At 49.9% G+C, this 13,732-nt stretch carries 11 protein-coding genes, 1 tRNA gene and 1 pseudogene; 4 read left to right on the top strand and 9 right to left on the bottom strand.

Features of this window, described 5'->3' with window-relative positions:
- Positions 1–41 precede the first annotated feature (41 nt).
- Complete coding sequence (gene xni / locus JK198_RS08485; protein WP_212707752.1) at positions 42–818, top strand: flap endonuclease Xni; 777 nt, start codon at positions 42–44, stop codon at positions 816–818.
- Here the strand turns inward: xni and rlmM are convergent.
- From rlmM to JK198_RS08465, 4 genes are all read right to left on the bottom strand, one after another.
- A complete protein-coding gene (gene rlmM, locus JK198_RS08480; RefSeq protein ID WP_212710387.1) occupies positions 812–1,915 on the bottom strand; it encodes a 23S rRNA (cytidine(2498)-2'-O)-methyltransferase RlmM in 1,104 nt (367 codons plus the stop codon). The genes xni and rlmM overlap by 7 nt on opposite strands.
- Positions 1,908–2,303: a DUF423 domain-containing protein gene (locus tag JK198_RS08475; protein WP_212707750.1), complete on the bottom strand. Its 396-nt coding sequence runs from the start codon at positions 2,301–2,303 to the stop codon at positions 1,908–1,910. The genes rlmM and JK198_RS08475 overlap by 8 nt, the downstream gene beginning before the upstream one ends.
- On the bottom strand, positions 2,303–3,259 hold the full coding sequence (locus JK198_RS08470) for a transcriptional regulator GcvA (RefSeq protein ID WP_212707749.1): 957 nt from the start codon (positions 3,257–3,259) through the stop codon (positions 2,303–2,305). The genes JK198_RS08475 and JK198_RS08470 overlap by 1 nt, the downstream gene beginning before the upstream one ends.
- Before the next feature lie 591 nt (positions 3,260–3,850).
- The gene (locus JK198_RS08465; RefSeq protein WP_212707748.1) at positions 3,851–4,078 is read right to left on the bottom strand and encodes a YgdI/YgdR family lipoprotein; all 228 of its coding nucleotides are present in this window, start codon (positions 4,076–4,078) and stop codon (positions 3,851–3,853) included.
- Positions 4,079–4,271: 193 nt separating this feature from the next.
- On the opposite strand from JK198_RS08465, the gene csdA reads away from it, so the two are divergent.
- On the top strand, positions 4,272–5,474 hold the full coding sequence (gene csdA, locus JK198_RS08460; RefSeq protein ID WP_212710388.1) for a cysteine desulfurase CsdA: 1,203 nt from the start codon (positions 4,272–4,274) through the stop codon (positions 5,472–5,474).
- 4 nt (positions 5,475–5,478) lie between these two features.
- The gene (csdE, locus tag JK198_RS08455) at positions 5,479–5,919 is read left to right on the top strand and encodes a cysteine desulfurase sulfur acceptor subunit CsdE (protein ID WP_212707746.1); all 441 of its coding nucleotides are present in this window, start codon (positions 5,479–5,481) and stop codon (positions 5,917–5,919) included.
- A gap of 7 nt (positions 5,920–5,926) precedes the next feature.
- Here the strand turns inward: csdE and tcdA are convergent, their stop codons facing one another.
- Entirely contained in the window at positions 5,927–6,751 is an 825-nt protein-coding gene (tcdA, locus tag JK198_RS08450) for a tRNA cyclic N6-threonylcarbamoyladenosine(37) synthase TcdA (RefSeq protein ID WP_212710389.1), read from the bottom strand.
- Positions 6,752–6,839: 88 nt separating this feature from the next.
- On the bottom strand, positions 6,840–7,940 hold the full coding sequence (gene mltA / locus JK198_RS08445; RefSeq protein ID WP_212707744.1) for a murein transglycosylase A: 1,101 nt from the start codon (positions 7,938–7,940) through the stop codon (positions 6,840–6,842).
- A 200-nt stretch (positions 7,941–8,140) separates the two neighbouring features.
- Here mltA and JK198_RS08440 point away from each other — a divergent pair.
- A tRNA-Met gene (locus JK198_RS08440) sits at positions 8,141–8,217 on the top strand.
- 84 nt (positions 8,218–8,301) lie between these two features.
- Here JK198_RS08440 and argS read toward each other — a convergent pair.
- From argS to adiA, 3 genes and pseudogenes are all read right to left on the bottom strand, one after another.
- Positions 8,302–10,047, bottom strand: a pseudogene (gene argS / locus JK198_RS08435) (arginine--tRNA ligase).
- A gap of 75 nt (positions 10,048–10,122) precedes the next feature.
- Complete coding sequence (argR, locus tag JK198_RS08430; protein WP_343876692.1) at positions 10,123–10,590, bottom strand: transcriptional regulator ArgR; 468 nt, start codon at positions 10,588–10,590, stop codon at positions 10,123–10,125.
- A 375-nt stretch (positions 10,591–10,965) separates the two neighbouring features.
- The gene (adiA, locus tag JK198_RS08425; protein WP_212707741.1) at positions 10,966–13,251 is read right to left on the bottom strand and encodes an arginine decarboxylase; all 2,286 of its coding nucleotides are present in this window, start codon (positions 13,249–13,251) and stop codon (positions 10,966–10,968) included.
- Positions 13,252–13,732 lie beyond the last annotated feature (481 nt).

Raw genomic sequence — 13,732 nt, 5'->3', positions numbered from 1 at the left:
CACTGGCGGTTTTGGTCCCCTTTAGCGACTCTCCGGCGATTATGACACTCCATTTACTGATTATTGACGCATTAAATCTTATCCGCCGTATTCACGCGGTGCAGGCCGGAAGTTGTGCTGCCGGTACCCGCTCTGCCCTGCGCCAGCTTTTGCAGCATAGTCAGCCGACCCATGTGGTGGCGGTATTTGATAATCCTCACCAGCGCCGGGGCTGGCGTCATCAGCAACTCAGTGGCTATAAAGCCGGTCGCCCGGACATGCCGGATGACTTAAAACAACTGATGCCTTCTCTGCAACAGCTTTTCGAAGCCTCTGGTATTCACTGCTGGCAGGCCGGAGAGGATGAAGCCGATGATCTGGCCGCAACCCTGGCCAGCAAAATGTCTCAGGCCGGACATCAGACCACCATTGTCTCTACGGACAAAGGATACTGTCAGTTACTGGCTCCGGATATCCGGTTACGGGACTACTTTCAGAAACGCTGGCTGGATGTGCCCTTTATCCGCGAAACATATGGTGTCAGTCCGCAGCAGTTGCCTGATTACTGGGGATTATGCGGGATCAGTAGCAGTAAAATTCCGGGTGTTTCCGGTATAGGCCCGAAAAGCGCCAGCGAACTGATTAACCGGTTTAATACCCTTGAACAGCTGTATCAGCAACTCGATCAGGTACCGGAGAAGTGGCAGAAAAAACTGCAGGGGACAGAACAAATCGCCCTGCTGTCACGCCGGGTGGCACGTTTATCCACCGGCCTGAACCTGCAGGGCAATTTAAAAAGTTTACGTTATCTGCCCGCCGGCAGCGACGCTGATCAGTGACGCTCGTCGAGCCGTCCCGGGGTTGCGCTCCAGATACGGCGGATATGCACAGTCACTTCTTCCCTGTCATGATACAGCTGGCGCGCCTGAATCTGTGCATTAACCCCGTTTGAAGCCAGCGCCTGTTCGATCATCTGCAGATTACTGGTCACTTCTTCATAACGTTTTTTCATCGGTAATTTCAGGTTAAAGATAGCTTCCCGGCACCAGCCGTTTACCAGCCATTCAGTCATCAGTGTCGCTACCCTGACCGGCTTCTCTACCATATCGCAGACCAGCCAGCTGATATTCGATCCTGGTGGCCTGAATTTAAATCCGTCTTCCCGGTGATGCATCACCTGCCCGGTATCCATCAGGGAAGGTGCCATCGGACCATTATCCACGGCGTATACCATCATGCTGCGTTTCACCAGCTGATATGTCCAGCCACCGGGACAGGCACCGAGATCCACCGCGTACATCCCGCTGCCCAGCCGTTCATCCCATTCATCCGCAGGGATAAACACATGAAATGCCTCTTCCAGTTTCAGGGTCGAACGGCTCGGGGCATCAGACGGAAATTTCAGCCGCGGGATCCCCATAAATAATGCCGAGTTATTATCAGGGTAAGAATAACCGACATAACAGGTTCCGGGCGCAATAAAGAACACATGCACCACCGGCCGTTTATTGCTTTCATATTTCAGCAAAATACCGTTCTGCCGTAATGCCGCGCGTAACGGTACGGTAAATTTACGGCAGAACTTCAGTAACTCTTTAGCTTCGTTAGTATCCGGAACTTCAACCCGCAGTTCACCGCCTTTCTCTGTCACACCGGTCAGCATACCGCTGATCGGCGAAATACGGTCTTCCGGCGGTAAATCACGCAGCAGTTCACCGGCGACAATCATCTGCCGGGCAAAAATCAGCGACCGGAAGGGAATTTCGCGGATCAGTTTATCGGCATCTTCATACTGATAACATTCATAGATAACATAACCGGAGTTATCTTTAACTCTGGCAAAACCGTACACTTCTAATGCCGTGGCACGGGCAGTGATTTCAGCCGCACATTCTTTTTCAAAACCGGACCGGCAATATAATAAAACTTTATTCATGGCTGCTCGCCTTTCGTTTCAGACGCAGGGCGCCAATCAACATCAAAAACCATCCTGCCAGGAAGCAAAGACCTCCGACAGGCGTTACAAATACAAAAATTTTCAGGTGAGACAGCGCCAGGCAGTACAGACTGCCGCTGAATAACACCGTGCCCAGAGCCAGCATCGCTGAACTCCAGTAGAACCAGATATTGGCCCGGCGCAGCATCGCCGCCGCCAGACCCAGTATTGCCAGGGTGTGGTACGCCTGATATTCCAGCCCGGTGTGGATCCAGGCCATTTCATTATTTCCCAGAGTGTTACTTAATACATGGGCGCCAAATGCCCCGAATGCCACCAGCAGAAACCCACTGATAGCGACAAAAATAAACATTGTACGGCTGGACATTACCTGTTCCTCATCGTGCCAGCGGGCCACTGCGGGGAGTGTTCATCATACCGGAAACGAAACTTTTCCTGCTCACTGGCGGCTCTTGCCAGAATCCATTGCCGGAAAGCGGCTATTTTACCCAGATCTGCCTGACTGTCATGACAAACCAGATAAAAAGCATTCTGACTGGCTAAAACATCATTAAACGGGCTGATCAGTCGCCCGCTCTCAAGTTCGCTCTGCACCATAACATTATTCGCCAGTGCGATCCCCTGTCCGTGGATCGCGGCCTGTAAAACCATCGATGAATGACTGAAAATTGGCCCCTGCTGCACATTCACCTGTGACAACCCCAGCTGCCGGGTATAAGCCTGCCAGTCGCGCCGTGACGCATCATGTAACAGGGTAAAGTGAATTAAATCAGCGGGACTTTTCAGGGAATGTTCCCCGGTCAGTAACGCCGGAGAGCAGACCGGCAGCAGATATTCTGCATATAATTTCTCCACCCGCAATCCCGGCCAGTTGCCCCGGCCATAAAAAATAGCCACATCCACATCATCCGCCAGTTTATCTTCTTCACGATCGACAGCCTGGATACGGACATCAATCCCCGGACAATCCTGATTGAAGCTGGACAGGCGGGGAACCAGCCACTGAATGGCGAAGCTGGGTAACAGACTGACGGTTAAGGCCCCTTTGGCACTGCGGGCCTGCAACTTACGGGTTGCATCATTCAGGGAAGAAAAAATGTCTTTAATATCCAGCGAGTAACTCTGCCCTTCTTCGGTAAGCAGCAGCGAACGATTGCGGCGGCGAAACAGTTTCAATCCGAGAAAATCCTCCAGCGACTTAATCTGGTGGCTGACAGCGGCCTGAGTCACAAACAGCTCTTCGGCAGCACGGGTAAAACTCAGGTGCCGTGCTGCGGCGTCGAACACTTTCAGGGCATTTAGCGGAGGCAGTCGTTTTGACATAACAATATTCAGACCCAAAGACTAAAGAGACACCCGGGGCAGCAAAGCACCAGGCATTAGTTTTTTTTATCCGAAGCATTATAAATTGTCCATTGAGGAAGCTCCAGCAAATACCTATAGTTGCCGCACTTTCCTGAGCCGGAACGGAAAGCATTCAGTCTCTGTCAGACCGCTTGCTTTTGGCTTTGGGTGGTGATGTTGTGTTTGCATTTGGTCTGTTTTTCAGACCTGTTTATTTCCTGTGATATACCCTGTCTGTCCATAGTTTATATTTTTTACAGCACCGCTTTATGCGGTGTTTTTTTTTGCCTGAAATTCCCCTGGCGGCATATCCCACTGGCAGGCAATAAAAATTCAGTATTTTTGATTAGCCAATCACACAACGACAGATAACAATCGTTTGCGCGGCATGTAAACGCATTTTTGGATAGATTTATTTAATGAATATCCGGACAGTGATTGCTGAAAAAGAGGGGCTGCGCCGGTAATATTCCGAGGAAAAATTCGCGGATAAAAAAGACCGGCGGTGGGAGCGACAGTCTCAGAAAAACAGAGCAGCCGCCGGTGACACCACGGCTGCGACCACCAGGGTTACTGGCCGACCCTGCTCATCTCTTTTACATCAGCACGGTTAATCTGTTGCTGATGACCATTACTGTCTTTATAAACCATCATACCGGTATCATCATCAAGCACCGGTTTCCCCTGAGCCACCAGGGTACGGCCATCACTGGTATGCATAATGTAATTAGAAGAACAACCGGCCAGAGTGAACACAAGCGCTGAAATAACGAAAACTGCTGCGACTGGCTTTTTCATTTATTATCTCCTTAAGAGTATCTTACACTGTCAGCCATTATTTCATGGTGCGACCTGACTGTTGATCGCTATCAGCACTGTCGTCCTGTAGTGACAACAGTCGGCTACATAAAGCATATGACAAACCGGGCAACTTGCCAGTCAGCGGCCCGGTTTTCAGCCTTATCTTAAATTTATCGGACAAGAGTACGTTATGAATGGTTTTAACCCTGCGGACTTCCGCCGCCAGTTCCCGGCGCTGGACAAAGATGAAATTTATCTGGACAGTGCTGCGACAGCCCTGAAACCACTGGCAATGATCAACGCCAGTACCGCATTTTACCAGAGTGCCGGTACCGTCCATCGCAGCCAGCACAGCGGAGCCCGCAGGATGACCAGGCGCTATGAAAATACCCGCCAGCAGGTTGCAGAGTGGCTGAATGCCGGAGCGACACAACAAATCATCTGGACCCGTGGCACCACAGAATCCATTAATCTGGTCGCAAATAGCTGGCTGGCCGGGCAATTGCAGCCCGGCGACGAAATACTGGTCAGTGAAATGGAACATCACGCGAACCTTATTCCGTGGCTGATGGTGGCCGCAGCCCGCGGCGCAAAAGTGGTCAAATGGCCGGTCACCTCTGCCGGTTTACCCCGTTATGACCTGCTGCCGGCACTGCTGAATGCACGCACCCGGTTACTGGCCGTCAGCCAGATGTCAAATGTCACCGGTGTTATGCCGGATCTGGAAAAAATCACCCGGCTGGCGCAGGCGGCCGGCGTAAAAGTACTGGTTGATGGTGCCCAGGGCGTGGTACATCAGCCCCCTGACTTACAGGCATTGCCGATTGATTTCTATGTTTTTTCTGCCCATAAAATGTACGGCCCGACCGGGCTGGGTGTCCTGTTTGCCAGAGAACAGCGGCTGCAGGAGATGACCCCTTCGGTCGGCGGGGGAAAAATGATCGAGCAGGTCAGTTTTGACGGCTTCACCGCGCGGCCGGCCCCCTGGGGCTTTGAAGCAGGCACCCCCAATATTGCCGGGGTGTATGCCTTCGCTGCAACCCTCGATTTCTTATCCGCGCTCGACCATCAGGCCGCCGAACACTGGAGCCGTGCACTGGCAGAGGCGGCAGAAACACAGCTGGCAGCGCTGCCGGGATTCCGCAGTTTCCGCCAGCATAACGCACCGCTGCTCTCCTTTACGGTGCAGGGGATCCATGCATCTGATCTGGTCACCTTACTAGCCGAGCAGCAGATTGCCCTGCGTGCCGGCCAGCATTGTGCCGCACCGCTGATGACCGCGCTGCATACTGAAGGTACCGTACGCGCGTCATTTGCCCCTTATAATAATCAGCAGGATGTCAGCGCGCTGGTTCGTGCAGTCAGTACTGCTATTCAGCTACTAAGTGAGTAACTTTATGTCCCCTGTGATTGCCCCGCATCCGTTTGCCACAGAAATCACCGCCGCACAGTTAGCTGAGCAGTTTTCTGCATTCAGCCACTGGGAAGAACGTTACCGGCAGTTGATCCTGCTGAGTAAAAAATTACCCGCACTACCGGAAGAGCTGAAACAACCTGAGATTGAAATTTCCGGCTGTGAAAACCGTGTCTGGCTCGGCAGCCAGTTACTGGATAATGGCCGCTTTCATTTTTACGGTGACAGTGAGGGGCGGATCGTCAAAGGACTGCTGGCCGTGTTACTGACGGAGTGCGAAGGGAAAACAGCCAGTGAACTGGCTGTGCTTGATCCGTTACAGATATTTGAGCGGCTGGGCCTGAAAAACCAGCTAAGTGCCAGCCGCAGCAGCGGACTGGATGCTCTGGCCGCCGCCATCCGTCTGAGGGCTGCCACCGCCTGATACCCGCTTATTCCTGTGCTGCCACGGCAGCCAGCTGACGCTGTTTACGGGCAATATACTTTTTCAGGGCATGGGAAACAGCAATAAAACCAAAGCTGGCAGTAACCATGGTTGCTGCCCCGAAACCCGAGGCACAATCCATGCGCTTCGGGCCTTCCGCTGTACTGCGCGAGGCACATACGCTGCCGTCCGGTTGCGGGTAGACCAGCGCTTCGGTGGAAAACACACAGTCTATTCCCAGCTTACCCTTGCTGTTTTTGACTATTGAGAAATCAGATTTCAGCCGTTCACGCAGTTTGGCTGCCAGCGGATCCTGAATGGTTTTCGCCAGGTCAGCCACCGCAATCTGTGTCGGGTCAGTCTGGCCGCCCGCACCACCGGTGGTGATCAGCGGTATTTTGTGACGACGGCAATAGGCCAGTAAGGCAGCCTTTGGTCTGACACTGTCAATCGCATCAATGACATAATCAAACCCGTCACCGATTAACTGTGCAACATTGTCCGGCGTCACAAAATCATCCACACACACAACCTCACACTGCGGGTTAATCTGCCGGATACGCTCCGCCATCACCTCCGTTTTAGACTGACCGGTATTAGCGCGCAATGCATGAATTTGCCGGTTGGTATTTGTCACACACACATCATCCATATCGATCAATGTCAGGCTGCCGATACCCGTGCGGGCTAATGCCTCAGCCGCCCATGACCCGACGCCACCAATACCGATAACGCAAAAACGAGCCTCAGCAAAAAAATTCAGCGCCTGCTCACCATACAGGCGGCCAGTACCGCCAAAACGCTGGCGCCAGGCTTCGGTAACTTCCGGCATAGATCCTCTTTCTGTTCACTTTATTTTCTGCCGCCGAGCAACACCGCCCGGCGGATAATCGGCTGACCGGCCCCGCCGCCGGGATCCGTTACCGGGTCAGAACACCTGTCCCCGGGGCTGATTTTAACACCCAGACGCGGCCATAGTGATTATAAAAACCGGCAAGATGTGCCGCTTCTGGGCCAATCCCCTGATAAATATCGAAATGCTGTCCTTTTATCGCCCCGCCGACATCCAGCGCAACCATCAGCCGCATCTGGTAAGTGCCGTTAAATTTCCCTTTATCATTCAGTTGCGGGATCTCCGCCAGTAACACAGTACCGGGCGGGATAAGGGAGCGGTCGGAAGCCACCGAGGCTTTAGCAATCAGCGGTACCGCGCTGGCGCCCCGCACCGGGGTATATTCTTCGGGTTTAAAAAACACAAACGACGGGTTTGTTTCCAGCAAAGCACGCACTTGCGGGTAGGAATGGTTCTGAGCCCACTCGCGGATCGCCTGCATCGACATATCTTCACGCTTTACTTCGCCGCGATCGATCAGTTCTTTACCGATACTGTGGTAGCCCCAGCCATTTTTACCGGCATAGCCGAAAAAGGTCAGTGGCCGGCCATCACCGTAATCGACGTAACCACTGCCCTGCACATCCATCATAAAGTTATCAATTAATGAATTACTCCACGCAATCACGTAACGTGAACTGATAGCTCCGTTATAAATTTCAGCACGGCTGGGTAATTTATATCCCCGTTTGCGTGGCGGCATACGATAGATCGGGTACTGGAATTCACCCTGTCGGGTATAACGGGCTTCGATCACTGGCGTATAGTAGCCCGTAAACTGCACGTTACCGTAATTATCCATTCCCTCCATCTGCCAGGCATTTACCCCGAACTGACGTAATTGCCGGGTATTTCCTCCGGCCGCCAGCCAGTTCTCAATCGCCTGATAAGTCCCGAGATTACGGTTAAATAATCCGCCGGACGCCAGCTGGATCTGCCGGACCTGCTCTGCAAAATCACGGGCATTGACCGGTATCCCCTTGGCATTAGGCTGATTCACTAATGCAAACGGCTGTTCCAGTATTCCGTCTTTATACTGCTGACCTCGATCAGTGGGTTTTGAAGAACATCCGGCTAATATGGCCAGAAATGCCCCTGTCACTGCATATTTCGCCCAGTTTCCTTTCATTACGCTGCCTTCAATAGATAATCTGAGGCGAAGATAGCAGAGGGATGATAATAATTAAATCATCCGTCCGGCCGGTGCCGGGGATTTACATAAAAAAACAAAAAGTGCCGGAAAATTCAGCAGCCCGCGGTTTTTTTTACGGTTTTTCTGCAAAATGGGTTGCATCAGAGGCCATGAAGAGTATAGTGCGCATCCACGGACGCGGGGTGGAGCAGCCTGGTAGCTCGTCGGGCTCATAACCCGAAGGTCGTCGGTTCAAATCCGGCCCCCGCAACCAATACTAAGAAAGCTTATCAAATCATATTTGATAAGCTTTTTTTTGGTCTGCAATATAGCAGGCCTGACGGCCTGCGGTTAAACATTACATTCTTTGCGGCGCTTTTAACCCCAGGGCATCCATCCCCTGACGTAATACCCGCCCGGTAAGCGCGGCCAGTGCCAGACGGCTTTGCCGTTCCGCCGGATGATCATGGCTGAGGATCGGTGAACTGGCATAAAAACCAGAGAACAGCGACGCCAGTTCATACAGGTAATTACACATAATATTCGGCATCCCCTCTTTCGCCACCGCCAGCAGCGCCTCTTCAAACTGCAGCAGTTTCACTGTCAGGGAACGTTCAGTTGCCGAGCTGAACAGCAAATCACCTGATAAGGTCGCGGCCAGCGGGTGACTGCTTTCCGCTTTGCGCAATATCGAACTGATACGTGCGCAGGCATACTGAATATAAGGGGCCGTATTCCCTTCAAAGCTGAGCATGGTATCCCAGTCAAACACATAGTCGGTGATACGGTTTTTCGACAGATCGGCGTATTTTACCGCCCCAATCCCTATCACTTCTGAAAGCTCCGTCAGCTCTGCTGCCGATAAGTCGGGGGATTTTTCGCTGACCAGTTTATGAGCACGCACCACCGCTTCTTCCAGTAACTCTGCCAGCCGTATGGTTCCCCCTTCACGGGTTTTAAAGGGTTTACCCTCTTTGTCCAGCATCATACCGAACTTATGGTGCTCCAGGCTGACCTACGGGGGAACATAACCGGCACGGCGCACAATTTCCCAGGCCATCATTAAATGCTGGTGTTGCCGGGCATCAATATAGTAAAGGATCCGGTCAGCGTGCAGGGCCTGATAACGGTATTTGGCACAGGCAATATCCGTGGTGGTGTACAGGTATCCGCCATCCTGCTTACGGTCAATAACCCCCATCGGTTCTCCCTGCTTATTACGGTAACTGTCCAGAAAAACCATAACCGTCTCTTGTTCGGCGGTGGCAATCCCCCGCTCCAGCAGATCATCCACAATCTCCGGCAGCATATCGTTATAAGCACTTTCGCCGCGGATATCTTTGCGCTGTAACGATACCCCTAACCGGTCATAGTTCTTCTGGTTCTGGGCCATGGAAATATCCACCAGCTTATGCCACATCCGGCGGCAATATTCATCGCCCTGCTGTAATTTCACCACATAACTGCGGGCTTTCAGGGCAAAGGCCGGATCCTCATCGTAGCGTTTTTTCGCCGCACGATAAAAACCCTCCAGATCAGACAGCGAAATATTTCCGTCGTTTTCGGCCAGCTCCAGATAAGTGATCAGCATCCCGAACTGAGTTCCCCAGTCACTAATATGATTTACCCGGGTCACCTTATGACCGAGAAATTCCAGAGTTCTGACACTGGCATCACCGATAATGGTCGAGCGTAAATGCCCGACGTGCATCTCTTTGGCGACATTCGGTGAAGAATAATCCACCACCACATGTTGTGCCGGTTGTCTGGCCACCCCTGAACGCGGATCATTAAATGCCAGCTCTGCCTGCTCCAGTAACCAGCGATCATTAAGAAACAGATTAATAAACCCGGGGTGAACGGCCTCTGCCCGGGCAATAATATGCCGGTACTGTGAATTATTCATCAGCTCGCCGGCAACCCGTTGCGCTAATTTCAGCGGGTCCGTTGCCTGTGATTTGGCAATTGCCATCATACTGTCTATCTGATAATCACCATATTCTGGCCTGGCTGAAGGACGGGCTGAAACCGGCTTATCTGTGGTTATATGACATTGTGTCATTGCCTGTCTGACTTTTTCAGCCAGAATATATTTTATATCCATAAATCACCTTCATATAAGTTGACCACAGAAAATATAATCCATTATTTATTCACTGAATACGGATAGTTATTTCCATTATCCGTCGGAATTAAGAATACTGACCACTGACTGATGTAACTGCTGAGAATTAATACCAATTACAGGAACGACAAAAATAGTATCATCACCGGCAACTGTACCTAATATTCCATCAGATTTACCACAGGAATCAAGTAACCGGGCAATCAGGGGAGCCGCTCCGGGCACCGTATGGGCAACGACCATCCAGTCATTGGTTTCAACACTCAGAACTGAGCTTTTCAGGGTAGTTTTTGCCGTGGGAATACCCCGTTCGGCGGGCAGACAATAAACCATTTCCATCCGCGCATTACGGGTGCGTACCGCGCCATAGCTGGTCAGCATACGGGAAACTTTGGACTGGTTAATATGTTCAAAGCCATTGGCAGTCAGATAATCGACAAATTCGGCCTGAGAGCCAAATCGTTCCTCTCTTAATAGCTGCTGAAATGCTTTATCGAGGTCTAAATGTTTAATGTTTTTTATGATATCGGCCATGGTGTTTCTCTGAATTAATTAATACATAGGGAATATTATTGTTGTGCGCACAGAAATACCATTTCCGGCCAGAATATTCCCGATAAATATTCATATACTAATCATTCATTGACTTTAATCATGTATCTCAGCGGCTATAGCATTATATGTACAGAAGCCGCACAAATAAATACATCCGATAACTTTTAATGACAAACATACTGATCTAAGAAGTTCTTATATAAATAACTCTGAACATTTATAAATGAATAATTATTTTTACGTCCTGAGAATAAAAAGGCAGCAAAGTATCCCCTGCTGCCCGATGCTAAGTACAGATAATATCGCTGTACTTATAAATACTGAATGCTCAGAACCGTAGCGTTATACTGCCTTGACGCACATGACGTGATAAACACCCTGCTCTTTTTCGGCACCTTCCGTTTCATGTTCAAAGCCCGGGAAGGCATCATCCCATGCCTGTAACGCCTGCAGGTAAGCAATCTGCGGACTGTTTTTATCACCGAAGTTTTCACCGGACATCAGCATCGGAATTCCTGGCGGATAAGGGATTACCGAGTTCGCGGCAGTACGGCCCGCCAGATCATAGATGGATACCAGTTCAGTATTATCTCTGACCAGCTGGGTATAGGCATCACGTGGCAGCATATCCATCTGTGGCAGAGTTGAATAGGCTTTATTCAGCTGTTCGCTCGGATTATGGGTTTTCAGGAAACTAATCATCCGCTGACCCAGTTGCTGCATGGTCATCGTGCCATACAATTCAGGATCTGTTTCGACCAGTCCCGGTAAAACTTCAGATAACAATGCATCAGCATCATAATGTTTTTTGAACGAAATCAGGCTGTTCATCAGAGTTGCCCATTTACCTTTGGTCACCCCCATAGAGAACAGGAACATGACCTGGAAATCGGTGGTCCGGGTAGGCACAATCCCGAGACTGGACAGATAAGCAGTAACCAGCGCGGCCGGGACACCATTATCCTGCAGGCTGCCATCGCCGTTCAGGCCCGGTGTCAGCAGACTGACTTTCACCGGATCCAGCATCACCCAGTTTTCATCCAGATCATTAAACCCGTGCCAGCTGTCCTGCGGATCCAGGGTCCAGCACGACTGCTCTTTCACCAGTAACTCTTCCGGTGCATCCGCAAACGCATAGCGGTTGCCGGTCCGCGGACAGGTTACCGTCTCAGCGTTCCACGGTTTAAAGAACCAGTCATTATTCTGCTCTGCGTCACGGTAAGCACGGGCCACTGCCTGACGGAACTCAACGGCTTCTTCAATAACTTCGGTGGTTAAATTAACCCCCTGATTACCTTCCATCATCGCTGCTGCCACATCGTTAGACGCCGCAATAGAATACAGCGGTGAGGTGGTGGCATGCATCATATACGCCTGGCTGAACTGAGCCGGTTTCACATTACCGCGCCCTTCACGGATATGAATATAAGACGCCTGAGAAAGTGCATTCAGTAATTTATGGGTCGAGTGAGTGGCAAAAATTGTTGGCTGATCGGCCGTATGTGCCGCTTTATCACCACGCATTGCATGGAAGCTTTTATAAATCGGGTTAAAGCGGGAATAACCGAACCAGGCTTCATCATAGTGAATACGGTCACAGCTCTGACCCAGCAGATGCTGAATAGTATCACCGTTATAGATAAGACCGTCGTAGGTACAGTTAGTCACCACACTGTACACCGGACGCGGGTTAGCCGCGTGACTGGCAAACCGGTTCTGTTTAATTTGTGCCTGTAATGCTTGCGGCTGCATCTGTGCTTTCGGGATAGGTCCGATAATGCCGTAAGCATTCCGGGTCGGTGTCATATATACCGGATGAACACCGGTTAACATTAATCCCTGTTCAATGGACTTATGGCTGTTACGGTCACAGATAGCAATATCCTGATCGGTACAGCAAGCCTGCATTATGGTACGGTTAGCCCCGGACGTCCCGACGACCAGTGAATAAGAGCGGTCGGCACCAAATACACCGGCAATATATTTTTCACTGTCACCAAAAGCCCCCGTATGATCCAGCATCGAGCCAAGACACGCCCTTTCAATACCCATATCGGTACGGAAGATATTCTCACCGTAGAAATCAAAGAATTTACGGCCCACCGGCGTTTTACAGAAGCCAATACCGCCCTGATGTCCCGGCGCTGACCATGAATATTCTTTCTCTTTGGCATATTTCATCATTGCCGCCATCAGTGGCGGCATAATGACTTTTTCATAGCGGGCGACGGCGGACTGTAAACGGCCGACAATAAAGTCAGTGGTATCGTCCAGAACCAGGAACGTTTCGCTGACATCACCCATCACTTCCGCTGTGACTGATGCATTATCCTGGTGAGAATTAATCAGCAGAAATGCGGGGGCTTTTTCGTGACGGATACGTAACTGTTTTAAAAATGCAGTAATTTCTGCACTTTTCTCCGGAGCCCACTCCAGCATCACGCAGTCGACCGGGGCGGTGGAGCTGACATAGTTAGTGGCTTCAGCATAGTTGGCAGAGAATCTGACCTGCTCCCCTTTGCTAAACAACGACGTGGTGATTTTTTCGACAGTTTGCTCTATCGGCGTCAGTGGTGTTGTGGTGCTTATAGCCTTATTCACAACCACTAAATAGTTTTTATCACACATAAGATCCTCATTATTATACTTTGTATAAATGATCAGGGCGGATATTACTTATTATAAAAGTAAGCAATAAATGTTCAGATACCTGGTGAAAGAGAGATTATCAATAAACTCACTGACCTGATGAAGAGGAAATTAAACTATAGACTTTATTTTTTCCAGCCTATTTTTTGCCGAAAAAAAATATTTAAATAGTCATTCAAATGGCCTGTTTTTTAATATCAATGATTTGCAGAAGATAAAACAAAAAACACAATAAAAACAAACCATTAGAATATGGATTTATCAAAAGATGATATCTGAATATTTATATAAAAATAATTTTTTAGGATTATTTCTTGATATTGATCAATTTTAATTTCCGGTAATTACCTTTACTTTATAGCCAGCAAAAAGCTAATTAATAAAACAACCATAAATATTTAAATTCACAATAAATGAATTTAAATATTGATAATAAATCTGCCGGATTACATTAAACCAG

This window comes from Tatumella sp. JGM91, from assembly GCF_018257575.1.
GTDB classification, from domain to species: domain Bacteria; phylum Pseudomonadota; class Gammaproteobacteria; order Enterobacterales; family Enterobacteriaceae; genus Tatumella; species Tatumella punctata.
Note: the sequence above shows the minus strand (reverse complement) of the source record. Positions and strands in the feature narration are given on the sequence as shown.